Origin of the sequence: Actinosynnema sp. NPDC020468 (assembly GCF_040642015.1) — a bacterium.
GTDB lineage: Bacteria > Actinomycetota > Actinomycetes > Mycobacteriales > Pseudonocardiaceae > Actinosynnema.
On sequence record NZ_JBFAEO010000019.1, the window covers coordinates 37,207 to 63,844 of the forward strand.

26 protein-coding genes and 1 pseudogene are annotated in these 26,638 nt (G+C 71.8%); 16 read left to right on the top strand and 11 right to left on the bottom strand.

The features are described from left to right. Nucleotides 1-97 precede the first annotated feature (97 nt). A complete protein-coding gene (locus AB0G50_RS15855; RefSeq protein WP_360108077.1) occupies nucleotides 98-412 on the bottom strand; it encodes an AAA family ATPase in 315 nt (104 codons plus the stop codon). An 82-nt stretch (nucleotides 413-494) separates the two neighbouring features. Between AB0G50_RS15855 and AB0G50_RS15860 the strand changes: the two genes are divergently transcribed. Beyond that, on the top strand, nucleotides 495-908 hold the full coding sequence (locus AB0G50_RS15860; RefSeq protein ID WP_360108080.1) for a hypothetical protein: 414 nt from the start codon (nucleotides 495-497) through the stop codon (nucleotides 906-908). 22 nt (nucleotides 909-930) lie between these two features. Here the strand turns inward: AB0G50_RS15860 and AB0G50_RS15865 are convergent, their stop codons facing one another. Continuing rightward, nucleotides 931-1,185, bottom strand: coding sequence for a hypothetical protein (locus tag AB0G50_RS15865; protein ID WP_360108083.1), 255 nt, complete (start codon nucleotides 1,183-1,185; stop codon nucleotides 931-933). Nucleotides 1,186-1,432: 247 nt separating this feature from the next. On the opposite strand from AB0G50_RS15865, the gene AB0G50_RS15870 reads away from it, so the two are divergent. The 8 genes from AB0G50_RS15870 (at nucleotide 1,433) to AB0G50_RS15905 (ending at nucleotide 8,963) form a co-directional block, all read left to right on the top strand. After that, complete coding sequence (locus AB0G50_RS15870; protein WP_360108086.1) at nucleotides 1,433-3,526, top strand: UvrD-helicase domain-containing protein; 2,094 nt, start codon at nucleotides 1,433-1,435, stop codon at nucleotides 3,524-3,526. 289 nt (nucleotides 3,527-3,815) lie between these two features. After that, entirely contained in the window at nucleotides 3,816-5,063 is a 1,248-nt protein-coding gene (locus AB0G50_RS15875; protein WP_360108089.1) for a hypothetical protein, read from the top strand. Next, nucleotides 5,060-5,440 carry a hypothetical protein gene (locus AB0G50_RS15880; protein ID WP_360108092.1) on the top strand — a complete coding sequence of 127 codons (381 nt, stop codon included), beginning with the start codon at nucleotides 5,060-5,062 and terminating at the stop codon, nucleotides 5,438-5,440. Before AB0G50_RS15875 ends, AB0G50_RS15880 begins: the two co-directional genes overlap by 4 nt. Nucleotides 5,441-5,658: 218 nt before the next feature. Then, the gene (locus AB0G50_RS15885) at nucleotides 5,659-6,165 is read left to right on the top strand and encodes a YbaB/EbfC family nucleoid-associated protein (RefSeq protein WP_360108095.1); all 507 of its coding nucleotides are present in this window, start codon (nucleotides 5,659-5,661) and stop codon (nucleotides 6,163-6,165) included. A 13-nt stretch (nucleotides 6,166-6,178) separates the two neighbouring features. After that, a complete protein-coding gene (locus AB0G50_RS15890) occupies nucleotides 6,179-6,505 on the top strand; it encodes a hypothetical protein (RefSeq protein ID WP_360108098.1) in 327 nt (108 codons plus the stop codon). Further along, nucleotides 6,502-7,641, top strand: coding sequence for a hypothetical protein (locus AB0G50_RS15895; protein WP_360108101.1), 1,140 nt, complete (start codon nucleotides 6,502-6,504; stop codon nucleotides 7,639-7,641). Before AB0G50_RS15890 ends, AB0G50_RS15895 begins: the two co-directional genes overlap by 4 nt. Continuing rightward, on the top strand, nucleotides 7,638-8,318 hold the full coding sequence (locus AB0G50_RS15900; protein WP_360108104.1) for a hypothetical protein: 681 nt from the start codon (nucleotides 7,638-7,640) through the stop codon (nucleotides 8,316-8,318). The genes AB0G50_RS15895 and AB0G50_RS15900 overlap by 4 nt, the downstream gene beginning before the upstream one ends. Nucleotides 8,319-8,324: 6 nt before the next feature. Continuing rightward, nucleotides 8,325-8,963 carry a hypothetical protein gene (locus AB0G50_RS15905; RefSeq protein WP_360108107.1) on the top strand — a complete coding sequence of 213 codons (639 nt, stop codon included), beginning with the start codon at nucleotides 8,325-8,327 and terminating at the stop codon, nucleotides 8,961-8,963. 392 nt (nucleotides 8,964-9,355) lie between these two features. On the opposite strand, the gene AB0G50_RS15910 is transcribed toward AB0G50_RS15905, so the two are convergent. Next, nucleotides 9,356-9,598, bottom strand: a complete 243-nt coding sequence (locus tag AB0G50_RS15910; protein WP_360108110.1) for a hypothetical protein — start codon at nucleotides 9,596-9,598, stop codon at nucleotides 9,356-9,358. Nucleotides 9,599-9,793: 195 nt separating this feature from the next. Between AB0G50_RS15910 and AB0G50_RS15915 the strand changes: the two genes are divergently transcribed. Next, on the top strand, nucleotides 9,794-10,234 hold the full coding sequence (locus AB0G50_RS15915; RefSeq protein WP_360108113.1) for a hypothetical protein: 441 nt from the start codon (nucleotides 9,794-9,796) through the stop codon (nucleotides 10,232-10,234). 99 nt (nucleotides 10,235-10,333) lie between these two features. Here AB0G50_RS15915 and AB0G50_RS15920 read toward each other — a convergent pair whose 3' ends face one another. From AB0G50_RS15920 to AB0G50_RS15930, 3 genes are all read right to left on the bottom strand, one after another. Beyond that, the gene (locus AB0G50_RS15920; protein ID WP_360108116.1) at nucleotides 10,334-11,518 is read right to left on the bottom strand and encodes a hypothetical protein; all 1,185 of its coding nucleotides are present in this window, start codon (nucleotides 11,516-11,518) and stop codon (nucleotides 10,334-10,336) included. A 160-nt stretch (nucleotides 11,519-11,678) separates the two neighbouring features. Then, on the bottom strand, nucleotides 11,679-12,800 hold the full coding sequence (locus tag AB0G50_RS15925; protein ID WP_360108119.1) for an epoxide hydrolase family protein: 1,122 nt from the start codon (nucleotides 12,798-12,800) through the stop codon (nucleotides 11,679-11,681). Between the two features lie 71 nt (nucleotides 12,801-12,871). Then, entirely contained in the window at nucleotides 12,872-13,264 is a 393-nt protein-coding gene (locus tag AB0G50_RS15930) for a nuclear transport factor 2 family protein (RefSeq protein WP_360108122.1), read from the bottom strand. A gap of 99 nt (nucleotides 13,265-13,363) precedes the next feature. Between AB0G50_RS15930 and AB0G50_RS15935 the strand changes: the two genes are divergently transcribed. Further along, complete coding sequence (locus AB0G50_RS15935) at nucleotides 13,364-13,807, top strand: MarR family transcriptional regulator (protein ID WP_360108125.1); 444 nt, start codon at nucleotides 13,364-13,366, stop codon at nucleotides 13,805-13,807. Nucleotides 13,808-14,289: 482 nt separating this feature from the next. On the opposite strand, the gene AB0G50_RS15940 is transcribed toward AB0G50_RS15935, so the two are convergent. From AB0G50_RS15940 to AB0G50_RS15960, 5 genes are all read right to left on the bottom strand, one after another. Further along, on the bottom strand, nucleotides 14,290-15,537 hold the full coding sequence (locus AB0G50_RS15940; protein ID WP_360108128.1) for an MFS transporter: 1,248 nt from the start codon (nucleotides 15,535-15,537) through the stop codon (nucleotides 14,290-14,292). Between the two features lie 131 nt (nucleotides 15,538-15,668). After that, nucleotides 15,669-16,289: an MBL fold metallo-hydrolase gene (locus AB0G50_RS15945; protein WP_360108131.1), complete on the bottom strand. Its 621-nt coding sequence runs from the start codon at nucleotides 16,287-16,289 to the stop codon at nucleotides 15,669-15,671. A 25-nt stretch (nucleotides 16,290-16,314) separates the two neighbouring features. Then, on the bottom strand, nucleotides 16,315-17,082 hold the full coding sequence (locus AB0G50_RS15950) for an SDR family oxidoreductase (protein ID WP_360108134.1): 768 nt from the start codon (nucleotides 17,080-17,082) through the stop codon (nucleotides 16,315-16,317). A 59-nt stretch (nucleotides 17,083-17,141) separates the two neighbouring features. Next, a complete protein-coding gene (locus AB0G50_RS15955; protein ID WP_360108137.1) occupies nucleotides 17,142-18,785 on the bottom strand; it encodes a thiamine pyrophosphate-dependent enzyme in 1,644 nt (547 codons plus the stop codon). A 34-nt stretch (nucleotides 18,786-18,819) separates the two neighbouring features. Continuing rightward, entirely contained in the window at nucleotides 18,820-20,304 is a 1,485-nt protein-coding gene (locus AB0G50_RS15960) for an aldehyde dehydrogenase family protein (protein WP_360108140.1), read from the bottom strand. 323 nt (nucleotides 20,305-20,627) lie between these two features. Between AB0G50_RS15960 and AB0G50_RS15965 the strand changes: the two genes are divergently transcribed. The 5 genes and pseudogenes from AB0G50_RS15965 to AB0G50_RS15985 all read left to right on the top strand — a co-directional run bounded on the left by AB0G50_RS15965 (nucleotide 20,628) and on the right by AB0G50_RS15985 (nucleotide 26,605). Continuing rightward, nucleotides 20,628-20,918 carry a DUF4342 domain-containing protein gene (locus tag AB0G50_RS15965; RefSeq protein ID WP_360108143.1) on the top strand — a complete coding sequence of 97 codons (291 nt, stop codon included), beginning with the start codon at nucleotides 20,628-20,630 and terminating at the stop codon, nucleotides 20,916-20,918. Between the two features lie 1,109 nt (nucleotides 20,919-22,027). Beyond that, nucleotides 22,028-22,450, top strand: a complete 423-nt coding sequence (locus AB0G50_RS15970) for a YbaB/EbfC family nucleoid-associated protein (RefSeq protein ID WP_360108146.1) — start codon at nucleotides 22,028-22,030, stop codon at nucleotides 22,448-22,450. After that, nucleotides 22,447-22,752, top strand: coding sequence for a type VII secretion target (locus AB0G50_RS15975; RefSeq protein WP_360108149.1), 306 nt, complete (start codon nucleotides 22,447-22,449; stop codon nucleotides 22,750-22,752). The genes AB0G50_RS15970 and AB0G50_RS15975 overlap by 4 nt, the downstream gene beginning before the upstream one ends. A gap of 1,028 nt (nucleotides 22,753-23,780) precedes the next feature. Further along, nucleotides 23,781-25,952 (top strand): annotated as a pseudogene (locus tag AB0G50_RS15980) (DUF6531 domain-containing protein); the annotation flags it as partial. After that, on the top strand, nucleotides 25,943-26,605 hold the full coding sequence (locus AB0G50_RS15985) for an RHS domain-containing protein (RefSeq protein ID WP_360108357.1): 663 nt from the start codon (nucleotides 25,943-25,945) through the stop codon (nucleotides 26,603-26,605). The pseudogene AB0G50_RS15980 and the gene AB0G50_RS15985, both read left to right, overlap by 10 nt. Nucleotides 26,606-26,638: the final 33 nt, after the last annotated feature.

Genomic DNA, 26,638 nt, shown 5'->3' on the forward strand with positions numbered 1-26,638 from the left:
ACGCCGCCGACCGCGGCCGGCACCGCGTCGGTGGTGACCGGCACCAGCACACCGCTGCTCATCGACTCGACCATGGCCTGCTGGAGCACCGTGGTCGTCAGGTGGGCGAGATCGGCGCCGGAGAACCCCTCCGTGGCCACCGCGACGGCCACGACGTCCACCCCGTCGGCGGGCTTGCCCGCCGGCGCGTCCCGGACGATCGCCGGCCGCCGAGCGCGTCGAACACGTCGAGGAAGATCACGCCCGGCGGCGCCGCGCGGGCGTTGCGGAACAGGCTCCGGCTCGCCTTCTCGCTCTCCCCGATCCACTTGCCCAGCAGGTCCGCCAGCGTCACGTGGATGAAGGACGCGCCGAGGTCGCCCGCGATCGCCCTGGCGATGAACGTCTTGCCGCACCCCGGCGGGCCGTACATCAGCGGCGACCCGCCCGGCTTCTGCCCGAACGCCGCCCGCCAACCCGGGATTGCGCAGCGGAGCCAGGAACACGGTGTCCAGGTGCCGCTCGACCTCGGCGAGGCCCGCGACGTCGGCCGGCGTCACCGCCGGGCGTTCGGCGTCCCACAGCGACGCGGCGCCGCCGTCGTGGCGGTCCTCCTCCGCGGGCGCCGCGACCGGTGTCGGCTCGTCCACCCCGGACCGCGCCGCCACCAACCGGGCGCGCAGCAGGCGCGCCCGCGCCGGATCACCGCCGCGCGCCTCGAACGCAGTCAGCTCGGTGGCGGCGCGGTCCGGGTCCTGCCCCAGCAGCAGCGTGACGAAGTCCTCGCGCAGGGCCAGGTTGCCGGGATCGGCCTCCACCTCGCGGGCGATCACCTCGCTGAAGCCGTCGCCCGGCTCGGCACCGCTCACCGGCCGGCCCCGTCGAGCAGGCCCTTGAGCAGACCCAGGTTCGCCGGCGGGATGCAGTGACCGAGCCTCGGGTGGTCCAGCGTCACGCCGAAGACTCCGGCCTCGCCGCCCGCGAGACTCTGCTGTAAAGGCAGATCATCGGCCCCTGCGCGGCGGCCGCGGCGTAGGGCCGGGGCCGGTCGGCCGGGCCGCGCGCGATGAAGAACCAGTGCTCCAACGCGGTCACCCGGCGCCACAACGCGATCTGCGCCGTCGTGTCCCCCGCGGGCGCCGCCCTGACCGCCGCGTCCAGGCGGTCCGACTCGGCGGCCGTCCCGGTGTCGCCGTCTCCGGTCATTCGTCTTCTCCCGTCCGCTCAGCTGCCCGCCGTGCCGGGCACCGCCCCGAACGGACGGGGTCCTTTGTAGACGGTCGACCTCGATCCCGCGACCGACAAGCCAGTCGACCGGCGAACCGACCCGCGTCGGTCGTTCACACCACAGTCCGGTCGCGGGCGGCTGAGCCGGCGGAAAAGAACAAGACTGTTCCCGCCGGAGGGCGCGGGGCACGCTCGGTGGCACTGACCGTCGACCTCGGGGGATCGCGTGACCGGCAGCGGCATCGATCGGGAGATCGACATCGAGCAGGAGTACGTGACGGGCCTGTACGCCCGTCTGGACGCCCTGCGCGCGGAGGCGGCCGGGCGGTGCGTGGCGGCGCGGGCCGGCGGTGATCGGGAGGCGGTGGCCGTCTGGCGGGCGGAGGGGGAACGACTGGCCGCGGTGGAGCGGGGGTTGTGCTTCGGGCGGTTGGACACCGACGACGGCCGGCGCCTCTACATCGGCCGGCTCGGCCTGTTCCCGGACGACGGCGGCGAGCCGGTGCTGGTGGACTGGCGCGCTCCGGTGGCCCGGGCGTTCTACACCGCGACCGCGAACGCCCCACAGGGCGTGCGACGACGGCGGCGCATCACCACGCGGGGCCGGACCGTCGTCGCGTTGAACGACGAGGTGCTGCACCAGGACGGCGGAGGCGACGACGGCCTGGTCGGCGAGGCGGCGTTGTTGGCGGCGGTGACGGCGGCGCGGACCGGGCGGATGCACGACGTCGTGACCACCCTCCAGGCCGAGCAGGACCGGATCGTCCGGCACGAGTCGCGCGGGGTGCTGGTGGTGCAGGGCGGCCCGGGCACGGGCAAGACGGCCGTCGCGCTGCACCGGGTCGCCTACCTGCTCCACACCCGTCCGCACCTGCGCACCCGCGGTGTCCTGGTGGTGGGTCCCAGCCGGGTCTTCCTCGACTACGTCGGCCAGGTCCTGCCGGGCCTCGGCGAGCACAGCGTGGTGACCACGACCATCGCCGACCTGGGGCCGGACGTCGGGATCGGCCGGGTCGACCCGCCCGGGATCGCCGAGCTCAAGGGCCGGGCGGTCATGGCGGAGCGGCTGGCGGAGGCGGTGCGGTCGGCGGTGCGGACACCGGACCACCCGCTCGACGTCGAGTTCGAACAGCAGCCGCTGCGACTCGACCCGCGCGCCTACGACCGCGCCGTGCGCAAGGCCAGGCGCACCGGACTCCCGCACGACCAGGCCGGGCTGGTCTTCCGGCAGGAGGTCGTGGAGGTGCTCGCGCGGCATCTGGTCGAGGGCCTGGAGGCGGTCGTGCTCACCGACACCGGCGAGGCGATCGACGGCGGCGACCCGGACGGCCGGCTCGGCGAGGCCGACCTGCGCGCACTGGCCACCGCGGGGGTCGTGATCGACCGGGACGACGGGCCGAGGCCCCTGCTGGACGACACCGACCGCGCCGGCCTGCGGAACTCCCTGCTCGCCGACACCGCCGTCCGGGCCGCACTCGACGCGCTGTGGCCCCCGTTGACCCCGGAACGCGTGGTGGCCGATCTCGTGGCGGACCTCCCGGGCGGGCAGGAGGACGGCTGGAGCACCGCGGACGTCCCCCTGCTGGACGAGGCCGCCGCCCTGATCGGCCGCGGCCACCGCGCCACGTTCGGGCACGTGGTCGTGGACGAGGCGCAGGAACTGTCCGAGATGGCCTGGCGGATGCTGATGCGCCGGTGCCCCACGAGGTCGATGACCGTCGTCGGCGACCTGGCCCAAACCGGAAACCCGGCCGGCGCCTCGTCGTGGGACCACGTGCTGCGCCCCCACGTGCAAGACCGCTGGGAACTCGCCGGGCTCACGGTCAACTACCGCACACCGGCGGAGATCATGGCCGCCACCGCGGACCTCCTCGCCACCCACCACCCCGCGACGCCCCCACCCCGCTCGGTCCGCTCGACCGGCAGGCCACCCTGGCGACTCCGCACCACCCGCGCCGACCTGATCACGCGCGTCACCACGCTCGCGACGACCCACGCCCACGGCCGACTCGCGATCATCGCCCCGGGCACCCACACGAAGGCCCTCGCCACCGCGCTGTCCCTCCCCACCACGCCCGACCTGACCGGCGAGGTCGTGCTGCTCACCCCGGATCAAGCCAAAGGCCTGGAGTTCGACTCGGTCCTGATCGCCGACCCGGCCGACATCCTCACGAGACCACTGGGCCACAACGACCTGTACGTGGCCATGACCAGAGCCACCCACCGCCTGGGCATCGTGCACCCGGGCCGACCACCGGCCGAACTGGCCGCGATACCGGAACTCCGACCGGACCGGATCACCCGAACCGATCACCGGTGAACCCGGCGGCCCACCACTCCGCAATACCCGCGAATCGATGTGCGCGACACCCCGGAGGTATGGCCGCAAAAATGCGGACCGCAAATTCCCGGGCAAGACAGCCGACAACACCCATGAAGACGTGTGGTAAAAACCTTCACGAGCCGACCCCGACCCATGTCACCCGAAAGGCGGATACGAACAAGAGTCAGGATTTCGACCTCGGTAAGTACTTCTCGGCGGCGATGAAATCCCTCCACCCGCGGACGACCTGACCCCTTCCCGTACTGGACCTACCCCGGACACCGCCATGAGCGTCGAGACGAAGCCGATCGAAACCCCCGAACCCCCACCCGCGCCTCCCGAGGAGACGCCGCGACCGTCCGATCCGGACACGGCGATCGACGACGAACAACCGTTACCCGATTCCGAGACCTCCGAGCTCCCGACCGCGACCACCGCGGACGAACGCGACGGCGGCGTCGAGGCGGCACCGAACGACGAATCGGGGGCCGACACCCGACGCGCGGAGTCGCCGTCGGACGGCGATCGGTTGATCGACGAGGAACACCCCCTTGCCGACGAACCGACCTCGGCCGAGCCCGAGTCCCAGTCCGAACCCGAACCCGAGTCCCGGTCCGAACCCGAACCCGAGCGCGAGCCCGAGCCCGAGCCCGATGTCGCAGCGGAACCCGATGGGGAGGACGTCTCCGAGTTCCCGGACGACCGAGAACCCCACGACGACGACCGTCCAGCGGACGAGCCGCCGCCCTCGGACCACGCGGACGAGCCGCCCCCGGGCGACGAGCCCCCCTCCGCGGCGGAAAGCGGACCTGACGAGGAACAGCCCGAGCAGGTCGACGCGGGCGCGGATCCGAGCACGACCGACGCGGTCGAGCAGGCGGAGCAGACCGGCGAGCCCCCTCCCGCCGAGGACACCTCCCCCGCGGACCAGGACGCAGAGCCCACCGACGGTGCCACCACTGCTTCCACCAGTCCCGACGACCACAGTCTCATGGGCACCCGCCGGCAATGGCGAGAAGTCAACGACTCCGATTCGGACATCCCCGCGCCGCCCAAGGAGCCCGGGGACGCCACCCTCGTGGACGGCAGCCCGATCTACCACAACGCGCACTCCACGACCGTCGGCTACGACGAGAGGACGCTCAACAACGCGGCCAAGGCGAAACCGGAGGACGGGTACCACGACGTCGTGGTCCACGGGAACCCGCAGGGCTACTTCACCCCTGGCTCGGTGAACGCGTACGGCCACAACATCTCGCCCAGCGAGGTGCACCCGAACCACCTGGCTGACGCGGTACGGGGAAATCCGAACTGGGACGGCGGACCCGTGCGGCTGCTGTCCTGCTTCTCCGGGACGATCGAGCCGGGCTCGGACGGGGTTCCCGCGGGCCAGGCGCTGTCCGACGCCCTGGGCGTGGAGGTCAAGGCACCCACCTCCGAGGTGGGCGTGCGACGCTTCGGAAATGCACCGGAGGAACCGAAACTGATGGACGGTGGTAGGTGGGAGACGTTCCGACCGAGGGAGAAATCATGAGGATCGCAGGTCACTACGCAGAACTCTGGCCCGCCGCGGCAGGTCGACCGAGCGGTTCGATCCGGGACTTCACGGGCGACGAACGGGAACCCGACGCCGACCGGATCACCCACTACCTGTCGAACGGCTCCGTGATCTACGAGATCATGGGCGTCCGCCCGGACCTCTTCGAACCGACCAAGACCATCATCGGATCGTCGGTGACGACGGACGGCGTGTGGGTCTGGCGGGACGGCCTGGCCTACTACTTCAGGAAGTACCACGTCCGCCTGGAGCCGGAATTCCTGGCGCACATCAGGAGTCAGGACTACCAGGTGCCGCCCGTCCCCATCGACCGGATGACCGAACTGGCGGACCGCCTGGACGAATTCCTCTAGGACCGCGGATCTCCGGAAAGCCCAGGCGGGTCGGCACCGCGGTGCCGACTCCGCCCCGGCCGTGCGAAGACCGCCACCACCGCGCTCACCCGAGTCCTCGCCGACGAACTCCCCGACCACGACACCTCGCGTGCTGTTCCGGCGTTGCCCGGACAGCCGTGCGACGGTTGTCGTAGCCTCGTGGTCGCGAAGGGCAGTCGAGGTAGATCGAGGGTGTGGTGACGGACCCACAGCAGCGCGTTCAGGCGATGATGCGCGAGTTCGAGGAGCAAGCCGCCAAGGCCGGGCAACTCCAGGACGCGATGAAGGACGTCCGGGGTGTGGGGCGCAGTCGCGACGGAGCGGTCACGGTGACCGCCGCGCCGTCGGGTGCCGTGCTGGGCCTGCAATTGTCGCCCGCCGCGATGGGGCGGACGCACGTGGCGTTGCAGCAGGACATCCTGGACGCCGTCCGCGCCGCCACGCAGAACGCCGCACAGCGGATGGAGGCCGCGGTCGCGCCGATCCTGGGCGACCGGCTCCAGCAGTTCAAGGACGGCCTGGCCTCGTCGGGGGTGCAGCCGATCATGCCGTCCGCTCCCCCGCCGCCCGTTCCGGTGCCGCCGCCCGCTCCCGTCCAGCCGCCACCTCCGCCGTCACCGCCGCCGAGCCCGGCGCCCCGGACCAGGCCGCCGCGTCCGCCGGTCCAGGACGACGACGAACCACCGAGCACGTATCTGCGTTGAGGGGGAATCTTCGGTGACGTTCCAGGTGGTGCCGGAGGCGTTGACCGCCTTCGCCGCCGGAAGCGAAAGCCTGGCGGACAAGTTCGGCCTGCTGGCCGGGCTGTTGGAGCAGGCGCGGGTCGACGACCAGTGCTTCGGCCCGATCGGCGACGCGGTGGGGCTGTCCAGCGGCTACTTCTCCAGCCTGGACGAGTGCCGGCAGTTGGCCACCGACGCGCAGGAGTTCCTCAAGCAGACCGGTGATCAGCTGCGGCAGAGCTTCGAGGTCTACCGCGGTGTGGACGACGGCGTGGTGCAGGGCCTGGCGCAGATCGGCAAGGGCCTCGGTGGTGGCCGGTGAACGACGGACCGGGCTCCTTCGCCGACCTCAACGGCGGGGAGCGGAAGAACTGGTTCGAGCAGGCGGCCGGGCGCGGCAGCTCGGGTATCGGCGCCCTCCAGGACCTGGCCGACGCCACCAGCCCGCCGGAGATGACCGCGGCCACGATCTCCGGCCGCCTGGAGCTGTTGCACACCCTGGCCAGTCCCGGCCAGGCGCTGGTGGACAACGGACTCGGGTTCCTGGTGTCCATCGTGCTCAGCCCGCTGATCGAGATCGCCGAGTGGGCGATCGGCGACCCCGAGCAGATGCGCGCCACCGGCAACGGTTGGGAACAGGTCGCCACCTGGCTGGACGAGGTGGCCGAGTCCGAGCGGAAGCGCGCCGAGGCGACGAAGGGCCTGTGGTCCGGCGCCGCCGGTGACGCGTTCCGCAACCAGGTCACCGAGTTCGGTGCCGGCGTCGCCGCCCTCGCCGAGGACGTGCGCGGGCTCAAGAAGACCCTGGACACCATCGCCGAGCTGTTCGACATGTTCGTCGAGTTCGTCGTCGAGGTCCTCACCGAGCTGATCATCGGCCTGATCGTGCAGTGGCTCGCCGCGCTGGCCGCGTCCTGGATCACCGCGGGCGGCTCGGTGGCCGCGGCGGGCGCGACGACCACCGTCCAGGTCGGCAGCACGGGCGTGCGGATCACCATGCGGGTGTCGAAACTCCAGGTGCAGCTGGCGAAACTGGTGCGGGAGATCGAGCAGCTGCTGGTGCGGCTGCGCGGACCGCTGCGCCAGGTCATCCAGCGCATGAACGGCCTGCGCGGCGGCAACATGGCCCAGCAGTTCGCCGGTCGGCACCTCGGTTCCAACCCGCTGGTCAACATCGTCACCCGCGCGGACGGCAGCACGCTGGCCTCCACCACCGCGAACCGCTTCATGCAGGGCGTCACGGGGGAAGGCGCCCTGGCGGGCAACATCTCGCAGACGGTGCTCAGCGGCGTGCTGGGCGGGCAGACCAGGGTCGGCGGCGCGGTGTTCAGCGCCGGCGTCGACACCGCGATCGACGGCGGGATCAAGTTCGGCGCCGACGCGGCCTACGAGGCCGCACAGGACGCACCGTCCGAAGAGGAACGTCGCGAGACGCAGGAACGCGGGTTCTCCTGGTGAAACTCGGCGGCGTACTGGCCATCCGCGAGTCCTGGGCGCGCCCCGACGAGCCCGTGCTGCTGTGCGTCGGCGTGTCCCCGAGCGCGATCCGCTTCGACGTGACGGGCCTGGACTGGTGGGGCCGGCCCGAGCGCGGCGCACTCGGCAAGGTCGCGGGAGGCTTGGGCAACGCGGTGTTCTCCGTGGCCAACGCCGCCACCGGAGGCTCCGGCCCGGAGGACGGCGGACCGGACGCACCGACCGCGGTGGTGTGGGGTCCGCGGCCCGACACCCTCGCCACCCGCACCTGCCGCGTCGGCACCGGCCAGTCGTGGCTGGTGCTCACGTCGCACCGGCTCGGCTGCGTCACGGTGGTGCAGCCGCCCCCGGATCCCGAGCCGGAGAAGAGCCTGCTGGACCGGGTGACCGGCTTCGCCAAGGGCGCGCGGGACATCTTCACGGCCACGTCCTACCCGCCGCACCGGCCCGTCGAGACGGAAGAGGTCGTCACCGTGGCGGAGGTGCCTCGCGAGCACATCGCCGGTGTCGCGCTCGCCGAGCGCAAACTGCCCCGCGGCGTGCAACCGCGGCAGGCGCACGTGCTGCGGCTGTCCCTGGTCGACGGCTCCGGCCTGGACGTGGTCGCGGTGCGCGGACCGGAGCACGCACACCGCCTGCTGACGCTCGTGACGGGATAGCGACCGATGCCCAAGAGCCGCACGAAGATCGCCGAACTCGCCCAGCGGACCTGGTGCGCCCCCGGCGAACAGGTGGTGTGGGCGGTCAACCGCACCGGCCACCTGGGCAGCACGATCGGCACCACCCGCACCGCGCCGCACACCGCCCTCGACCACACCCCCGAACTGCACGCCCCGGAACCGGCCTGGCCCCTCCCGACCCGAGCGGTCGGCGAGAACCGCTTCCACCGCGACGAATGGGCACACGACCCGGCGATCTGGGGCTGGGCACACGGCACGCACCCGGGCCACACCGCCGCCCGCTGGGCCGACCTGTTCGGCGCGGGACACGACGAGTGCTGGCTCCTGCTCAGCACCCACCGCCTGGCCCTCGTCGTGGAGGCCGACCTGACCCACCCACCCGAGCCGTCGTCGGCGGGCCTGGTGGGCCGAGTCCTCTCCCGCGGCCCACGACAGCCGGACACCCCACCCCTGACCACGTGGTGGGAGGCGCCCGCCCACCACGCGACCTACACCGCCACCCCCCTGGGCCGCGCCGACCAGCCGGAGTGGTTCGTGCGCATCACCTTCCCGGACAACTCCCACTTCGAGTTCCGCGACCCCCACGCCGAACAATCCATCACCACCGCCCACGCCAACCTCTGACCCACCCGCCGCCACGCACGACTCGGCGCGCGAACCAGGTGGTCGCGGTGTCGTGGGGAACAGGAACCGTGCTTGGGGCGGCGGTCGGCGCATCCGGTTGCTTGAGCTGCCCCCGCGTTGGGCCGATGACGTACCAGCCGATCAAGCGCCGGCCAGCAGACCAGGCGTAAGACGGGGTGTGGGTCTGGCGGGACAGCCTGTCCTACTACTTCGGCAAGTACAACCTTCGCCTGGACCCGGCCTTCCTGGCACACATCAGAAGCCAGGACTACCGGATTCCCACCGTCTCCGCCGAGCGGATAGCCGAGTTGGCCGGCCAGGTGAAAGAACTCCTCCAGCGGCCGGGACAAACACCGGAACCGCCGAGCGACGCCCCCTCGAGGTCGAGTTGATCAGGGGGTGTTGCAGCGCGACTGGCTGAACTCCATGTAGCCGCGTTGCACGCCGGAGCTGTCCACGGTGCCGTCGCAGTCGACGGACCGGTATCCGTTGAACCGGGTGTGCGCCAGGTCGGCGTACCACTGGTAAAGGCAGGCGTAGCCGCTCCTGCACACCGGGATGGCCTGCGCCGAGGCCGGCACGAGGACGGCGACGCCGAGTGCCGCGACGACGGCGACCAGCAGGCGACGGATCACGGTGGACCTCCTTGCTCCGGAACGGATCCCGCACGCGCGCGGCGCGGGACTCCGTTCAGCATGGCAGCGGGATCGGAACCCACAGCACCACCGATCGGGAGAAAACTCCGGGACGACCACCCAGCCCACGACCACCAGGCCGAGCGCGTTCGTCCCGGGTGCGGGGTGCGGCGACCGGGAGGCTAGGTTGCCCGGGTGAGCCTCCTCGATGACGTGGCCGACCGCGACGGCTGGCGGTGCTGGGTGTGCGACGAGCCGGTCGACCCCGACATGTCGGTGAACGACCCCCGCGGACCGAGCGTCGACAGCCGAACCGCCGACCGGAAGGCCAAGGTCGCCGAACGGCTCGCGCACCGCGGCTGCAACACCCGCAAGGGCGCGGTCAAGGCGGTCATCGCCTGGCCGGAACGACTGCACGTGGTCGAACCCGCGCCGCTGATCACCGTCGCCGCGAGGCTGGAACGCAAGGGCGGCCGCGAGATGGTGGCCCGCTGCCCGACCGCGCAGGACGCCCAGGAGGCGGCGGACTGGCTGGTCGACCGCTTCTCCCGCCTGGTACCGGACGTGCCGGTGACCGCCGGCGTCGAAGCGGGCGGCGGCCAGTTCCTCGTCATCCTCGCCCCTCGCCGCCGCTGACCGGGGATCACCAGCCGCACGCCCGCCTTGCCGAGGCCGCAACGACTTCTGACGACGATCGACCACAAAGGACTGGACGACCCACTCCGGGACGGCGGGTCACCGCAGGACGCCGGTGCTCTCGTCGACGCGCGGCGCCGCCGGTGCGGTCGGGGAGGTGAAGGGCGGCGAACCCAGGCTGTGCCAGGTGCTCCAGCCGCCGGGCGGTTGCTGCCGGGTGTGCCACAGCGCGCGGTGGGCGTCCTGGACGAACACCTCCAAGGTGCCGTCCGGGTCGAGGTCGGTCGCGGGCGCCGTCGCCCAGTTGCCGCGGATGCTCAGCCAGATGCTCCACTCCGGTGGCTGTTCCCAGATGTGCCACAACGCGCTGTCGTCGCCGCGCACGAACGCCTCCAGTCGGCCGTCGACGTTCTCGCCCACCCCGATCGGGCTGGTGACCCGACCGCCGAGGCTGCTCCACGCGCTCCAGTCGGCAACCCCTCCCGACTGCTTCATGTGCCACAGCGCGCCGTCCTGCCCCTGGGCGAACACCTCCAGGCCGGTGACGCGGATCTTGCGCACGACCGTCGGGAGCGAGGCGAGGGTTCCGCCGTGGTCGATCCAGCCGCTCCACCCGCCGGGCGTGGCCTGCTGCCTGATGTGCCACAACGAGTTCCCGCCGCCGCGGGCGAAGACCTCGGTCTGGCCGTAGTTGTTCAGGGTGGCCGCGGGCGCGGAGGTGAGCGAGCCGCCCAGGTTCTCCCAGCTGCTCCAGACGGTGGGGTAGACCTGCCGCTGCCAGATGCGCCGCAACGTGCCGTCCGTTCCCCTGGCGTACACCTCCAGGCCGCCGTACTCGCCCATCACCACCGACGGGGCCGAGTCCAGGGTGCCGCCCAGGCTTTCCCACGGCCCCCAGTCGGCCGGGTCCGCCGACCGCTGCGCGGCGTGCACCAGCGCGCCGTTCGCACCCAGGGCGAAGACCTCGAGCCGGCCGTAGGCGTTGTACCCCACCGCCGGCACGCCCACGACGTCACCGCCGAGGCTCTGCCAGGTGCTCCACCCGGTGGGGGTGGACGACAGCTTCCGGATCCGCCACACCGCGCCGTCGACGGCGCGGAGGTAGACCTCCAGCCCGTCCGGGCCGTTCACCACCGTCTGCCCGGCCACCAGGGCGGGCGCGGCGATGTCGGCACCGCGGTCCGGCCAGCGGTCGGCCCCGCGGTCGGCGACGGCGGCCGAGGGCGACAGCAGCGCCGCCGTGACCGCGAGCGCGGCCGGAAGTCGGGTGATCCCGGGTCTCATGGGTCGGTGGTTCCTTCCGCACTGACGTCCCGCGGTGGGCGGACCGCTCCGCGACCACGATGGCAGGGCCGGTGGACGTCGGGCCGGCGACTGGACGGCTGACGCGGCGCCCCCGTCCGGCACGCGGGGTGATCGCCCGCCGGGTCGGCCGCACGGACGGTCAGCGGAACAGGCGGAAGAATCCACGCACCTGCTCGACCAGTGACTCCGGCTGCTCGAGCGCGGCGAAGTGGCCACCACGCGGTAGCTCCTCGAACCAGCGCAGGTCGGTGAACCGCAACTCGGCCTCCCGCCTCGACGGGCGGGTGATGTCGCGCGGGTAGACCGACAGCCCGGACGGCGCGGTCACCACGTCCCGGAAGTGGTCGAAGCTCTCCCAGTACAGCCGCGCCGACGACGTGGCCGACGCGGTGAACCAGTAGACGGAGATCTCGTCCAGGATCGCCTGCCGCGACAACGCGTCCTCGGGATGCCCGTCGTTGTCCGTCCACGCCCGGAACTTCTCGGCGATCCAGGCGGCCTGCCCCGCCGGGGAGTCGGTGAGGCCGTAGCCGAGCGTCTGCGGGCGGGTCGCCTGGATCGCCGAGTACCCGCGGCCGGTGCGCTGCATCTCCTTCTCGGCCTCGAGGTTCGCCAGCTCCGCGGGCGTCGGGTCGTCGAACGTGCCCGCCGCCACGGATCCCAGGTTCAGGTGCACGCCGGCAACCCGCTCGGGCGCCACCTCGCCCAGCACCGCGGACACCGCCGAACCCCAGTCACCGCCCTGCGCGCCGTACCGTCCGTAACCCAGCGAGACCATCAACGCGTCCCAGGCGCGCGCGGTGCGGGCGAGCCCCCACCCGGTCGTCGCCGGCTTGTCGCTCCAGCCGTACCCGGGCAACGACGGCGCGACCACGTGGAACGCGTCCGCCGGGTCACCGCCGTGCGCGCGGGGGTCGGTCAGCGGGCCGAGGACCTCCAGGAACTCGAGCACCGAACCCGGCCACCCGTGCGTGAGCACCAGCGGGAACGCGTCCGGCTCCGGCGAGCGGACGTGCAGGAAGTGGATGCCCAGCCCGTCGATCGTGTCGCGGTACTGCGGGAACGCGTTCAGCCGCTCGGCGAACCCGAAGTCGTAGTCCTCGGCCCAGCTGCGGCACAGCTCCTTCGCGTACGCCAGCGGCACACCCTGTGACCAGTCGTCCACCGGCTCGCGCTCGGGCCACCGCGTCCGGCGCAACCGTTCACGCAGGTCCGCGATCTCGCCTTCGGTGACGCTGACCTCGAACGGCTCGGCGGACATGGCAAGGCTCCCCACTGGTCAAGGCGTTGTCGGACCGGTTGCGGGTGGACCGTCGGGCGTGCGCCGAAACCTCAGCGGGCACGACCGATGTTCCGGTCCGCGTCGGAGCCGTGGAGCAGGAGCGTGGTCTCCTCGATGCGGCTGAAGCGCCCGTCGGGCGCGAACTCGCCGAAGACGTAGACCTCCGTGCGCACGGTCGACCCGTCCGCCTTGGTGACCTCGACGGTGTGGCGATCGGCGTAGTGGGCACCGTCGTACAGCTCGTCGTGGACCTCGACGGACCCGGCGGTCACGATCGTGCGCAGGTGGGCGATGTGCGCGATGAACCCCTCGCGGTCGGCCCACTCACCGTCGGTGCGTTGGCGGTAGTCGGGGCTGAAATGCCGATCGGCGGCCTCGTGCAGGTCGAGGTCGGGGGTGAACAACAGGTCGGTGAGGGCGGCACGGATACCGGTCCGGTCCATGGAGATCCTTTCACAGCTACCGTCGAAGTGCGTGCGCCACGCACGCACTACCGCGAAGCTAGCACATGATGCGTGCGCGGCGCACGGTAGTATGCGGAGATGCAGAACGAGGTGGGAGGCGAGATCGCCGACGCGCTGGGCGTGCTGCTCAGACGCGCCACACGCGTCCAGCTGTACCGGACGCTGACCGCCGACATGGGCGAAGCACTGGACGAACTGACCTACCCGGTCCTGAGCGCGGTGGCCAGAATCGGCCCCCGAAGCGCAGCCGACCTGGCCGCGGAGGTAGGCCTGGACCGCTCCGGCGTCACCCGCCGCGCCTCCAGACTCGAACAGGCCGGACTGGTCCGCCGCGAACCCGACCCGTTCGACCGACGAGCAACCCTGCTCATCCTCACCGAACACGGCGAACGCGCAGTGGACGAACTACGCCGCCGCCTGGCCGCCCACATCACCGCAAGCCTGACAACCTGGCCACCAGGCGAAGCCGAAACATTCGCCCGCGGCCTGCACCGCCTCATCACCGAAGGCCCGTTCACCTGAGCCGTCGAACCACCCCACCGACGGGCCTCGGACAGCCCGCCGGTTCGGGCGGTGATCGTTTCGCAACCACCCTCAAGATCGACACGAGCGGTTTTCCTCGGACCAGCGGGACAACAGGATTCGACCCTGCGACCCCTTGACACCCAGGTTCGCCCCGATCAGGCTCCGACCTGCGAGAATGTCGATCCGACACGCTGTTTTGAGGCAGTTGAGCGCATTTGACGCCTCGACAAGTCGGTTGCGGCCAACTCGCATCCCCTCCACGAGGAACCCGCAGCATCGGCGGCACCGCGGTGACCATGATCGAAATGGACTCCTTCGACAACGGCACGGCCTCCTCGGCGATGTCGCGCAACACCCGTCGCGCCGTGCCTATCGCGTCGACGGTGGCCCAGGGCGAGAGACGCATCGAGGAGGCCCAACCGGACGTCGGGCTCCTCGGCGCGAGGTTCATCGCGGCGGGTGAGCCGTCGCCGGAACCCTCAGGGCACGTCCTCGACCAGCGGCGGCAGGGGGTCCTTCGACCGGGCCAGGGCACGGGGTGCCGTCTCGCGCAGGCCGAGGCCCAGCAGGACCACGAGTGCCGCGCTCACCGCCGCGATCACCATCGCCGCGTCCAGGCCCCACCGGTCCGACGCCCACCCCGCGAGCACCGGGCCCAGCGCGCCGCCGAGCAGTTCGCCCACACCCATCGTCACGCCCACCGCCGTCGCCAGCGCACCCGGCGACACGGTCTCCGCCGGGATGACCGCCATGAACAGCGTGAAGCACCCGACTCCCGTGTAGGTCACCATCATCGCCGCCCCGAGGAGCCACGCGTCGTCCACGAACATCACCGCCAACGGGCAGCACACGGCCAGAACGCTGAACCCCACCAGCGCCGGCTTGCGGCCGATCCGGTCCGAGATCGCGGGTGTCGCGACACCCCACACCATCCAGGCGACGCCGAGGCACGTCATCACCGTCCCCATCGTCCCCGGCGTGAAACCCTTGACGCTCAACAGGTATCGCGGGGTGAACGTGACGACGGTGGCGAACCACGTGAGGAAGCAGATCGCGATCAGCACGCAGAGCACCACGTTGCGCTGCGACAAGACCTCGCGCAGCGGGGCCCTCGGCTTCAGCGTCGTGCCGACGACCGGAGCCGACGGGCGTTCGCGGACGATCACCGCCATCGCGCCCGCGATCAGCAGACCCGGCAGCAGCGTCACGAGGAACGACCAGCGCCAGCCGACGGACTCGGCGAGCCGGATGAAGGCGAAGGGCGCCACGACACCACCGAGCAGGCCCGCCGACGCACCCTGGATCAACCCCATGTTCAACCCGCGGCGCTTCGGCCGCGAGGCCTGGGCCATCAGCGACTGCGCCAACGGGATCACGCCGCCCTCGGCCGCGCCCATGAGCGCCCGCGCGACGAACAGCCCGAGGAAACCCGTGACCAGCCCGGACACCGCGGAGATCAGCGAGAACAGCACCACCGCCGTGATCAGCAACGACTTGCGCCTGCCGAGCCGGTCGGAGAGCGCTCCCATCACGATGCCGGACACGGCCCAGGTGCAGGACAGCGCCCCCGCGGCCACACCGAGCTGCGTGGACGACAGCCCGAACTCGATGTACGGCGCCAGGAACGCGAGCGCCTGCCGGTCGAACAGCACGAAACCCACGCCCAGGAACAGCACGACGAGCAGCCGCCGCTCGTAGCGGCGCGCGTCGGATCCGGTCGTCGCCATCACACCACCGCACCGGACGAACGTCTCGACCGCCGCCGACGCGGCGCGGGAACCGGGAACAGGGGCATCGTCGCCCTACCTCTCCGTTGAGGACCGATGTCGACGTCCGCGGGCCGCGGACGTCGTGACGACTACAGCGAGGTCGCCGACCCGCGTTCCAGACGCCGCACGACATCGCCGCCGACCGCGTTGTCCATCATGGACACGTACTTCGCGGGATCGAGGGTTTCCCCCTCGTGGACGGGGATCGCGACCCGGGGCGAAACCCGTCGCACGTAGTCGATGGACTCGGCGATCTTGAGCCACGGACCGTCGATCGCGACGGCGAGGACCCCGACGTCCGAACCGGGTTCGTGGAAGGAGTCGCCGGGGTGGAAGAACGCGCCGCCGTCGACCAGGTAGCCCAGGTTCACGCAACCGGGAATGGTCTCGTGCACGGTCGCGTGCCGGCCGCCGACGACCTCGACCGCGGTGCCGCCGAACGTCAACGTCCCGCCCGGTTCGACAACCCGGTGCTCCGGCAGGTCCGACGCGCCGAGGTCGCCGGGCCCCACCAGCACCGCCCGGCGACTGCGGGCCAGCAGGCCCCGGACCTTCGCCGGGTCGACGTGATCGGGGTGCCGGTGGGTGAGCAACACCGCGTCGAGGTCGCCGACACCGTCCACATCGGACAGCACGCCGGGATCGACGAGCAGCCTGGCGGAACCGGTGTCCACGAGCACGCACGCGTGCCCGAGGTGGGTGATCTGCACGTGCTTCTCCTAGGTGGCGGGGAAATCAGGTGGTGGTGTGGCCGCCGTCGATGTCGAACACCGCGCCGGTGACGAACGTCGAGCCGCGACCGACGAGGTATTCGACCAGGCCGGCGATCTCGTCCGGATCGGCCCAGCGCTTGAACAGCTGGCGGCCGGTGAGGATCTCCAGCCCCTTCTGCTTGTCCTCGAACGGGTCCAGGGCGGCCCGCCCCAACGGTGTGTCCACGCCACCGGGGCAGATCGCGTTGCACCGCACGTTGTCGGCGGCGTACTCGGCCGCGACGCCGCGGCTCAACCCGATCACCGCGGCCTTGGACGCGCAGTACACGCTCAGGTTCGGCAGCGCGATCCGGCCGCCCACCGACGAGATGTTGACGATCGAGCCGTACCGGGCGCGGGCCATGACCGGCAGGACCTCCTGCATCATCAGCAGGTGGGTCTTCACGTTGACCGACATGACGCGGTCGAAGTCCTCGGACGTGGTGTCCCGCAACGCCTTGGGCAGGCTGATGCCGGTCGCGTTGACCAGTCCGTCGATCCGGCCCCAGGCCTCGGTCGCCTCGGTGACCACCGCCGCCACGACACCGGCGTCCAGGCCGTCGCCGGCCACCGCGATCGGCGCACGACCGGTTTCGGCGACCAGGTCCGCGGTCTCCCGCAGCGCCGGCTCGTCCACGTCGGTCAACGCGAGGCGCACGCCGCGCCCGCCCAGGCGCACGGCGACGGCCCGGCCGATCCCACCGCCGGCTCCGGTCAGCACGACCACATCCGACGCGACGTCGTTCTCCACCACGGGGCATCTCTCCTGACTCGATGTGACTGACGTGATTGGGATTTCCGGGAAAGCGCTCACCCGTAGGCCGGGTCGGCGGCCACCTCGACGTCGAGCACCAGCGGGCTCGTCCGCCCGGCGAGCGCGGGCAGGTGTTCGGCGAGCGTCGCCGCCAGCTCGTCGTAGTCCCCGATCCGGCGGGCCGGACAGCCGAACCCGGCCGCGATCGCGGCGATGCCCACCTCGGAGAACGACGGCCACGGCTGCTTGCCCCGCCCGGACTGCTCCGCGAGCCGGTCCATGATCGCGTAGCCGCCGTTGGACAGCACCAGGAACAGCGCGCCGACGCCGTAGTGCGCGGCGCTCCACAACCCCTGGATGCCGTAGAGCGACGACCCGTCACCGAGCACCGCGACGACGGGACGACGTGGTGCGCCCAGCTTGAGCCCGATCGCCGCCGGCAGGCCGAACCCGAGGCCGCCCGCGGCGGCGCTCAGGAAACCGAGCGGCGCGCGGACGGGGACCCGGCGGTGCAACTCCGGCCGGCTGGACGGCGATTCCTCCACGAGGATCGCGTCCCGCGGCAGGTCGCGGGCCAGGAGGTCGAAGACGTGACCGGGCCGCAACTGCTCCCCGGGCCGCGGCGGCGGCAGGGGCGTCACCGGTGGGCGGGCGGAGAACTTCCTTTCCCGGCAACGGATGCGGCCGACGAGTGCCTGACAGGTCGATGAGACGTCGGCGACGAAGGCGCGGTCGGCGATGCTGTGGTGGGTGTCGTCCGCGTGCGGTGTCACCTGGAGGACGGTGCTCGTCGCGGGGACCATGTCACCCGGCTCCCAGGGGTACTGCCGGAACGCCGGCGCGCCGAGCACCAGGACCACGTCGTGGTCGGCCAGCGCGGACCGCACCGCCGACCGCGCCGGCGGCAGGTGCCCCGCGAAGGCGGGGTGGTCCTGCGGAAAGCCCGCCCGCGCGCCGAACGGCTCCTGCCACACCGGCGCGCCGAGGCGGTCGGCCAGCGCGGCGACGGCGGCCCAGTCCGACTCGCTGTCCGCGGCGGACCCGACCACGACCGCCGGCGACCGCGCGTCGTCCAGGACGGCCGCGAGCCCGTCGATCTCCCGACCGAGGGTGGGCCGTCCCCGGCGGATGTCGAGCGCCGCCGCCGGGCGGAGTCGCGCCGCGGGCCGGAGCCAGTCGTCCATCGGCACCACGACCAGCGCGGGGCCCGCGCCGGTGACCGCCTCGTGGTGCGCGCGGGCGACCGCGCCGGGCACGTCCTGCGCCCGCGCCGGGTGGCCGGTCCACACCGGGTACTCGCCGACGAGCCCGGTCAGCCGACCGGCGAGGAACGGATCGTGCGCGAGGTGACGGCGGTCCTGCTGGCCGACCACGACCACCAGCGGCACCCGGTTGGTCCGCGCGGTCGCGAGCGCGCCCGCGGCGTTGGCCAACCCGGCGGTCGTGTGGAGGTTGACGAACGCGGGCCGGCCGGTCGCGATCGCCCAGCCGGTGGCCGTGCCCACGACCGCGCCTTCGTGCAGCGCGAGCGTGAAGTCGAAGTCGTCCGGCAGCCCGGTCAGGAAGGTGATCTCCGTCGACCCGGGGTTGGCGAAGATCGTCGTCATCCCGTGCCGCCGCAGCACCTCGAACACCGCCTCCCGCACGGTCGTGTCCGGGCCCGGAGGGGCGTCGTCGGTGGCGGGGTTCGCGTCGGTCACGTGGGTCGTCTCCTCGAGCAGGGGGTGGACGTGCTCAGATCGGGTAGTGGCGCGCGCCGGACTGCTGCGTGATCCACCGCAGCTCGGTGAACTCCTCCAGGGCGGCGCGGGACCCGAACCGCCCCCAGCCGCTGGCGCCCACGCCGCCGAACGGCATCTGCGGCTCGTCGTGCACGGTCGCGCCGTTGATGTGGCAGATCCCCGAGCGGATCCGGCGTGCCACGTCGAGCGCCAGGCCGCCATCCCGGCAGAAGACGCCCGCCGACAGCCCGTACTCGGTGTCGTTCGCGGTCGCGACGGCGGCGTCGACGTCGTCCACCTCGATGATCGACACCACCGGGCCGAAGGTCTCCTCGCGGTAGATCCGCATGTCGGGGGTGACGTGCCGCAGCACGGTCGGCCGGACGTAAAGACCGTCGGCGGTGCCGCCCGCGAGCACCTCCGCGCCGTGCCGCACGGCGTCCTCGACCAGCGCCATCACGTGGTCGCGGGCACCGGTGTGCACGAGCGGGCCGATCTGGGCGGCGTCGTCGTCCGGCGCGCCGACGACGAGCTTCGCCGCCCGCGCGGCCAGCAGGGAGCTCAACTCGTCGGCCACCGACCGCTCGACCACCACCCGCTCGGTGGACATGCAGACCTCGCCCTGGTTGACGAAGGCCCCGAACGAGGCAGCCGCCGCCGCGGCCTCCAGGTCCGCGTCGGCGAGCACGACGAGCGGCGCCTTCCCGCCCAGTTCGAGCACCACCCGGGTCAGGTGCCGCCCGCCCAGTTCGCCGATGATCCGGCCCACCTTCGTGGAACCGGTGAAGTTGACCCGCGCGGTGGCCGGGTGGGCGATGAGCGCCTCGACGATCGCGGGCGCGTCCTCGGGCGCGTTGCTGATCAGGTTGACCACGCCCGCGGGCGCGCCGGCGTCGTGCAGCACCTCCACGATGGCGGCCTGCGTGAGCGGCGTCTGCTCGGAGGACTTGAGCACGACCGTGTTGCCGTACACCAGGGGCATCGCGACCGCCCGGACGCCGAGGATCAGCGGCGCGTTCCACGGCGCGATGCCCACGACGACACCGGCGGGTTGACGGATTCCGAGCGCCGTCAAGCCCGGGACGTCGGACGGCACGACCTCGCCCACGGCGGAATAGGCCTGCGCCGCGGCCTCGACCAGCATCCCCCGCGCGACGTCGACGTTGAACCGGCACCAGGGCCGGGTGGCGCCCATCTCCCGCCCCATGATCGCCGACAGCTCCTCGGCCCGTTCGCCGAACAACACGGCGGCCCGCGCCAGCACGTCCCGCCGCCGTGCCGGCGGCAACCCGGCCCACCCGGCCGACGCCGCCGCGGCCGCCTCGACCGCGAGGTCGACGTCCCGCACCGTCGCCGCCGCGACCCGGGCGATCGGCGTGCCGTCGACGGCCTCGACGGTCCGCACGTACCGACCACCGCTCGCCGGCACGAACCGGCCGCCGATGAACAGGTCGGACGTCGCCACCCGCGGCGCGTCCCTCCGGTCGATTTCCGACATCAGCCCACTCCTGACCACTCGACGGGATTCCACGTCAGCCACCGGGCCGCGCGGCGAGTCTGTGCAGCCACGAAGCCGACGACAACGCACCGGTTCATTGGATGAACAGACTTCCCACCCGTCGATCACTGTCCATAAAGGACAGAAAGTCCCGACGCCGCAGGCGAATCGCCCGATCCACCGTTGCGCCCCGCCACTTCCCGCCCACGCGGCAGCAGTCGGTCAGGGTCGACTCAGCCGGGATCAGGGGAATCCCTGATGGCACCGGGTCCGACTGCCGGCACTCTGGAGACGTCGAGGAAATCCGCAGTCCGAGGAGAGTCATGAGCGAGTTCCAGCCCGAGTCCCCCCGCGCCGCCGTCGACGCCGTGGTGGACGCGGTCCGCGGTGTGGTCAACGAGGGCATCAACCGCCGCGTGGTCGTGCGCGACAGCAAGAACGACGTACTGCTGGAAGTGCCGGTGGCCCTGGGCGTGGTCGCCGTACTGGCCGCCCCGGTAGCCACCACGATCGGCGCCGGAATCGCCCTGGCGAGCAAGTGCGGCATCAAACTGGAAACCCGCAACCGGCCCGCCACCACCCCCGCAACGACGACCGACACCGATCAGGCCTGACCCCCAGGACCCACCACTACATCCACGTGCCCGGTGAGCCGACGTCACCGCGCGTTCGGCTGTCGGCCGGCGTGCTCACCAGGCACCGCGGTCGGCACCGTTCCGCCGGAGCACGCCGCCGACCGAAGGGTTCCCGTCGGGCAACCGTTCGTCGACCTGCACGGGTTTCCCGACATGGCGTGCCCGGCCGTGCGACGATCTGCGCAACGACCGGGCAGCGAGGTTCGAGAGAGTCGGGTCCTCGGGAGCACGCGATGAGCTCGAGGCGACCGCGGCTACCTCACCAAATCGAACACGGGCCCAAGTAGCTCCACACTCCGGGCCCCCAATCCCTGGGGTAGTAGTCGTCGTTGTACCAGTTGGAGTGCCAGTTCTTCGACTCCCACTGCACTTCGTCCCCGGGCACGTATTTGGTGGCAGCCGACCAGGCCGGCCGGCAAGTGGGTTCGGTGAGCGCGGTGGCCGGCACAGCTCCGGCCGCGAGGAGCGCCGCTACCGCACCCACGACCGCAATCGATTTGACCAGCACGAAATTGCCCTCGCATTCTGGCGTGAACCAGTGGATTCGACGGAATTCACACAAGGCTGGAACTGGCGATTCAATCGCCAGGGTACCCCGGCCCACCCGGCGCGACCGTCAGCCGTTCGAGTGCCATGTGCGGGGTGATGTGTCCGCCGCGCCTCCTGCGCCCCCACACCATGCCCAGTCGCCCCGAATAGTGGAATTGTCCATACCGGAACGAGAAAGAACCGGATCGGCCACGGCCCGGCACGATCAGCCGGACGGACGCACCCGGGGAGGTTCGTCCGCCGGCGCCACGACGATGGACCACATTTCCGACCGCGAACCGAGGCCGTGGTCACTCAGTCGGCAAGATCCAGCCAGAAATGACGAACAACTCGACCCTGTTGCCACACGTCGACTTCTCCCGATTTCCTCCCATCGTCCTCCCACGACGTCGGACGCCTGTGCGTGAATCAGGTGATCGAGGTCCGCGCCCATGCGTCGACGTCCGCCCACCCGAGACGGAGGATCTTGCGGGCGGCACCGGCGGTTGGGTCGAGCGTTTTGGACCGAACCAGTCATCTTGTGGGTGAATCGGCACGGTGTGCAGCGCTTGGTGGACGACTGGGAGCGCGACGCCGAGGAGAAGGCCGCCCGGTACGAGTCGATGCGGCAGGAGGTCGAGCGGATCTCCATCACCGCCTCCGCCGCCGGTGGCGCGGTGAGCGTGACCGTGGGGCCCAACGGCATTCCCGGTGCGGTGACCATGACCGAGGGGGTGTCACGGTTGCGGCCGGAGCAGATCGCCGCGGCCGTGATGGAGGCGATGGGCAAGGCGCAGGCGGGCTATCCGGCCGAGCTGGCGCGGATCGTCGGGGAGACGGTGGGCCAAACCCCCTCGGGGCGGCACATCGTGGCCGTGGCCGAGCAGAACTTCCCCCGGCCGGAGCCCGACGTCCGGCCCCCGTCACCGACCCGCCCGCCCGGCGATGACGGCGACTTCGACGACGACAGCTACCTGAGGTGACGGGGTACGAGGCCGTCACCGGTGAGATCGGCGCGTTGGCCGGTCGGGTGGAGGGTCTGGCGGACCGGCTGCGCGCGGCGGCGGACGCGGCGCGCACGGTGGCGATGAACGACTCCGCCTACGGCGTGGTGTGCCAACCGTTCGCGATGCTGCTCCAGCCCTTCGAGGACATGGGCGTGGAGGCGTTGACCAAGGCGGCGGAGACGGTGTCGGACAACGCGGCGAGGCTGCGCGAGACCTCCCGCGCCTACGACGCCCAGGAGACCGGCGAATCGGCGCGCTTCGACGGGATGGACACGTGAACCAGCCACTGGTCGCCACGGCGAAGAGCGACACGACGGCCGTCACCGGCATCGGTATCGCCGAGTCGGCCGGCGACCTGGCGCAGGGCGTCTCCGACGGCAGCTGGGTCGCGGCCGGGCTCGGCGGCGTCGGCGTCGGCCTGGAAGTGCTGTCGATGGTGATCGACCCCGTCGGCACCGTCGCCTCCTACGGCGTGTCGTGGCTGATCGAGCACGTGCAGCCGTTGAAGGAGGCGCTCGACTGGTTCGCGGGCGATCCGCCGGTGATCCGCGCGTTCAGCGAGACCTGGTCCAACGTCGCCGCCGAGGTCGCCCGCATCGCCGAGGAACTGGGCACCCAGGACGCGCCGGGCTGGCAGGGCGCCGCCGCCGACGGCTACCGCGGGCACGCCGCGCAGACCGCCGACGCCATCGCCGGCGCGGGCACCCTGGCCGACGGCATCGGCACCGGCGTCATGATCATGGGCGAGGTCGTCGCCGCCGTCCGCGAACTCATCCGCGACCTGGTCGCCGAGGTCGTCGGCAAACTCATCACCTGGGCCCTGGAAGCCGTCGCCACCCTCGGCCTGGCCACCCCGCTCATCGTCGCCCAGGCCACCTCCACCATCGCCCGCGTCTGCAACCGCATCGCCGACCTCGTCCGCAAGCTCGTCAAGACCATCGGCAACGTCACCCCGCGCATCCGCAAGGTCCTCGACAAACTCGGCGAGATCATGGCGAAGCTGGGCAAACTCGGCCGCAAAGCCGACGGCCCCGGCAGTCCCGGCACCACCAGCCCGTCCAGCGCTCCCCACACCCCCGGGACCGATGCCCCGAAGATCGGTGACGTCGATTCCCCCACCACGCCGTCGAGCGCCTCCACCGACGTCACGTCCCCGTCAGGCACCCCATCGCCCTCCGGCACGACATCCCCGAGCGGAACCTCGACCGATACCAGCCCCCACCGTCCCGCCGACCCGAACGACACCAGGACCCCGGAGCCCGACCGCGTCTGCGAGAACGATCCGATCGACGTCGTCAGCGGCGAGATGATCCTCGCCCACACCGACCTCGACCTGCCGGGCGTGCCGGCGCCGGCGCTGGGCCGGACCCACGTGTCGTCCTACCGCGCGGGCCGTTCGTTCGGGCGGTCCTGGGCGTCCACACTGGACCAGCGGTTGGAGTTCGACGCACGCGGTGCGTTGTTCCTCGCGGAAGACGGCATGGTGCTGGTCTACCCGGAGCCCGCCGGGCACCCCGTACTGCCCGAGGTGGGACCGCGGTGGCCGCCGGCACGAGTCGACGACGGATACTCGATCACCCAGCGGGACACCGGGCGCACGCTGTGGTTCGGCGCCGACGGCCCGCTCGCGGCGGTGACCGACCGCAACGGCAACCGGATCGACTTCGACCGCGACACGGCGGGAACGGTCACCGCGGTGCGGCACAGCGGCGGCTACCACGTCGACGTGGACAGCGACCGGGGTTTGGTGACCGAACTGCGGCTGCGCGGCGCCGACGTCAGCGTCGTCCGGTTCGGCTACGACGACACCCGGCTGATCGAGGTCGTCAACTCCTCCGGCCGACCGATGCGGTTCGACTACGACCACGCGGGCCGGATCACGCAGTGGACCGACCGCAACGGCGAGTGGTACCGCTACCGCTACGACGCGCACGGCCGGTGCGTCGGCAACGAGGGGTCAGGCGGGTTCCTCGACGGCACGTTCGAGTACGGCGAGGGCACGACCCGGTTCACCGACGCACTCGGCGCGACCACGACCTACCGGTTCGACGCCCGGCGGCGCCTGACCGCCAGAACCGACCCGCTGGGCAACACCGTGACCCAGGAGTGGGACGAGTCCGACCGGTTGGTCGCCCGCGTGGACGAGCTCGGGCACACCACCCGCTTCACCTACGACGAAGCGGGCAACCTGGTCACCACCACCCGTCCCGACGGCACCCAGGCCATCGCCGAGTACGACGAGCACGGCACGGTCACCACGTTCATCGCACCCGACGGCGGGGTGTGGCGGCAGGTCTTCGACGAGCGCGGCAACCTGCTCGCCGAGACCGACCCGGCAGGCGCGGTGACCAGTTACTCCTACGACGACCGCGGCCACCGACGCGCCGTCACCGACGCCCTCGGCGGGGTGCGGCGGATCAGGACCAACGGCGCGGGCATCCCGATCGCGGTCACCGACGCGGCGGGCGCGACAACCCGGTACATCCGCGACGCGTTCGGCCGTGCCACCGCGGTGATCGACCCGCTCGGAGGACGAACCGAGCACACCTGGACCGTCGAGGGCAAACCGCTGAGTCGCACCCGCCCGGACGGGGCCACGGAGCGGTGGCGCTACGACGCCGAGGGCAACGAAGTCGAACACGTCGACCCCTTGGGTCTGGCACGCAGGGTCGTCACCACCCACTTCAACCTGCCCGCGGCCGAAATCCGGCCCGACGGAAGCCGGATCGGGTTCGACTACGACCGGACGCTGCGGCTGACCGCTGTCACCAACGCCCAGGGCCTGGTCTGGCGCTACGAGTACGACCCGGCGGGCAACCTGGTCCGGGAGACCGACTTCAACGGCCGCGTGCTGACCTACCGGCACGACGCGGCGGGCAGGCTCGTCGAACGGGTCAACGGCGTGGGCCAGACCGCCGCGTTCACCCGCGACCCCTTGGGCAACATCGTCGAGCGGCGTTGCGGCGACGCGCTGACCACCATCGAGTACGACGAGCTCGGTCGGGTCACCCGGGCCCGCAACGCCGACGCGGAGCTGGCCTACACCCGCGACCTGTTGGGCCGCGTGCTCGCCGAGACGATCAACGGGCGCTCCGTCGCCTCCGCGTACGACGCGCTCGGCAGGCGTGTACGCAGGCACACCCCGACCGGTGCCGCCACCTCCTGGGAGTACGACGCCGCCTTTCGGCCCATCCGGCTCACCGCGGGCGCTCGTGTCGTGGCGTTCGACTACGACGCGGCAGGTCACGAGATCAGCCGCTCGACCGGCGACCTGGTGCTCGGCCAGTCGTGGGACGCCAACCACCGGCTGACCGGGCAGGCGCTGCCGGCCGGGGGCCGGGAAGTGGCGCACCGCCGGTACCACTACCAGGCCGACGACAACCTCGTCGCGGTCCACGACTCGTCCGGCCCGTCGCGGAACTACCGCGTCGACGCCCTCGGGCGGGTCACCGGTGTCGACGGGCCCGGATGGCGCGAGCAGTACGCCTACGACGCCGCGGGCAACGTCACCGCGTCCGACACCACCCACACGGGCACCCTGGTGCGCACTTCGGGCGACGCGCGTTACGAGCACGACGGGCAGGGCCGCGTCGTGCTGCGACAGCGCAAGCGACTGTCCGCAAACCCGACACCTGGCACTACCGGTGGGACGCCGACGACCGCCTGGTCGGGGTCACCACACCGGACGGCACGAGGTGGTCCTACCGGTACGACCCGCTGGGCCGCCGCATCGCCAAGCCGCGCCTCGCCCCCACCGGATCGGTGGTCGAACGCGTCGACTTCGCGTGGGACGGCTCGGTCCTGGCCGAGCAGACCCACTCGGCCGGACAAGCCACGACATGGGAGTTCGCCCCGGACAGCTTCCGGCCGCTCACCCAGACAGAACGTGCCCTCACCGGCCAGGACTGGGTCGACCAGCGCTTCTACGCCATCGTCACCGACATCGTGGGTACGCCCACGGAACTGGTCGACGAACACGGGATCCCCGCCTGGCGGCAGCAATCGACGCTGTGGGGTCTGCCCGCACCCCGAGTCGACCAACCGGCAAGACCTGGGCCGAGAAGTTCCAGGAACGCTTCCGCGACCCGCGTAACAGGCTCAACGGCGAGCAGGTTCCCAACACCGGTCTGAACGAGCGACCGACCGCGCTGCCTCCGGGCTGCG

What these genes read in the sequence shown, in the direction of transcription:
- AB0G50_RS15855 (WP_360108077.1), bottom strand. Translation starts at nt 412, where the DNA reads ATGTACGGCCCGCCGGGGTGCGGCAAGACGTTCATCGCCAGGGCGATC.
- AB0G50_RS15865 (WP_360108083.1), bottom strand. Translation starts at nt 1,185, where the DNA reads ATGACCGGAGACGGCGACACCGGGACGGCCGCCGAGTCGGACCGCCTG.
- AB0G50_RS15875 (WP_360108089.1), top strand. Translation starts at nt 3,816, where the DNA reads ATGAGCGTCGAGACGAAGCCGATCGAAACCCCCGAACCCCCACCCGCG.
- AB0G50_RS15880 (WP_360108092.1), top strand. Translation starts at nt 5,060, where the DNA reads ATGAGGATCGCAGGTCACTACGCAGAACTCTGGCCCGCCGCGGCAGGT.
- AB0G50_RS15905 (WP_360108107.1), top strand. Translation starts at nt 8,325, where the DNA reads ATGCCCAAGAGCCGCACGAAGATCGCCGAACTCGCCCAGCGGACCTGG.
- AB0G50_RS15920 (WP_360108116.1), bottom strand. Translation starts at nt 11,518, where the DNA reads ATGAGACCCGGGATCACCCGACTTCCGGCCGCGCTCGCGGTCACGGCG.
- AB0G50_RS15925 (WP_360108119.1), bottom strand. Translation starts at nt 12,800, where the DNA reads ATGTCCGCCGAGCCGTTCGAGGTCAGCGTCACCGAAGGCGAGATCGCG.
- AB0G50_RS15930 (WP_360108122.1), bottom strand. Translation starts at nt 13,264, where the DNA reads ATGGACCGGACCGGTATCCGTGCCGCCCTCACCGACCTGTTGTTCACC.
- AB0G50_RS15935 (WP_360108125.1), top strand. Translation starts at nt 13,364, where the DNA reads ATGCAGAACGAGGTGGGAGGCGAGATCGCCGACGCGCTGGGCGTGCTG.
- AB0G50_RS15940 (WP_360108128.1), bottom strand. Translation starts at nt 15,537, where the DNA reads ATGGCGACGACCGGATCCGACGCGCGCCGCTACGAGCGGCGGCTGCTC.
- AB0G50_RS15960 (WP_360108140.1), bottom strand. Translation starts at nt 20,304, where the DNA reads ATGTCGGAAATCGACCGGAGGGACGCGCCGCGGGTGGCGACGTCCGAC.
- AB0G50_RS15965 (WP_360108143.1), top strand. Translation starts at nt 20,628, where the DNA reads ATGAGCGAGTTCCAGCCCGAGTCCCCCCGCGCCGCCGTCGACGCCGTG.
- AB0G50_RS15985 (WP_360108357.1), top strand. Translation starts at nt 25,943, where the DNA reads ATGGCGCGAGCAGTACGCCTACGACGCCGCGGGCAACGTCACCGCGTC.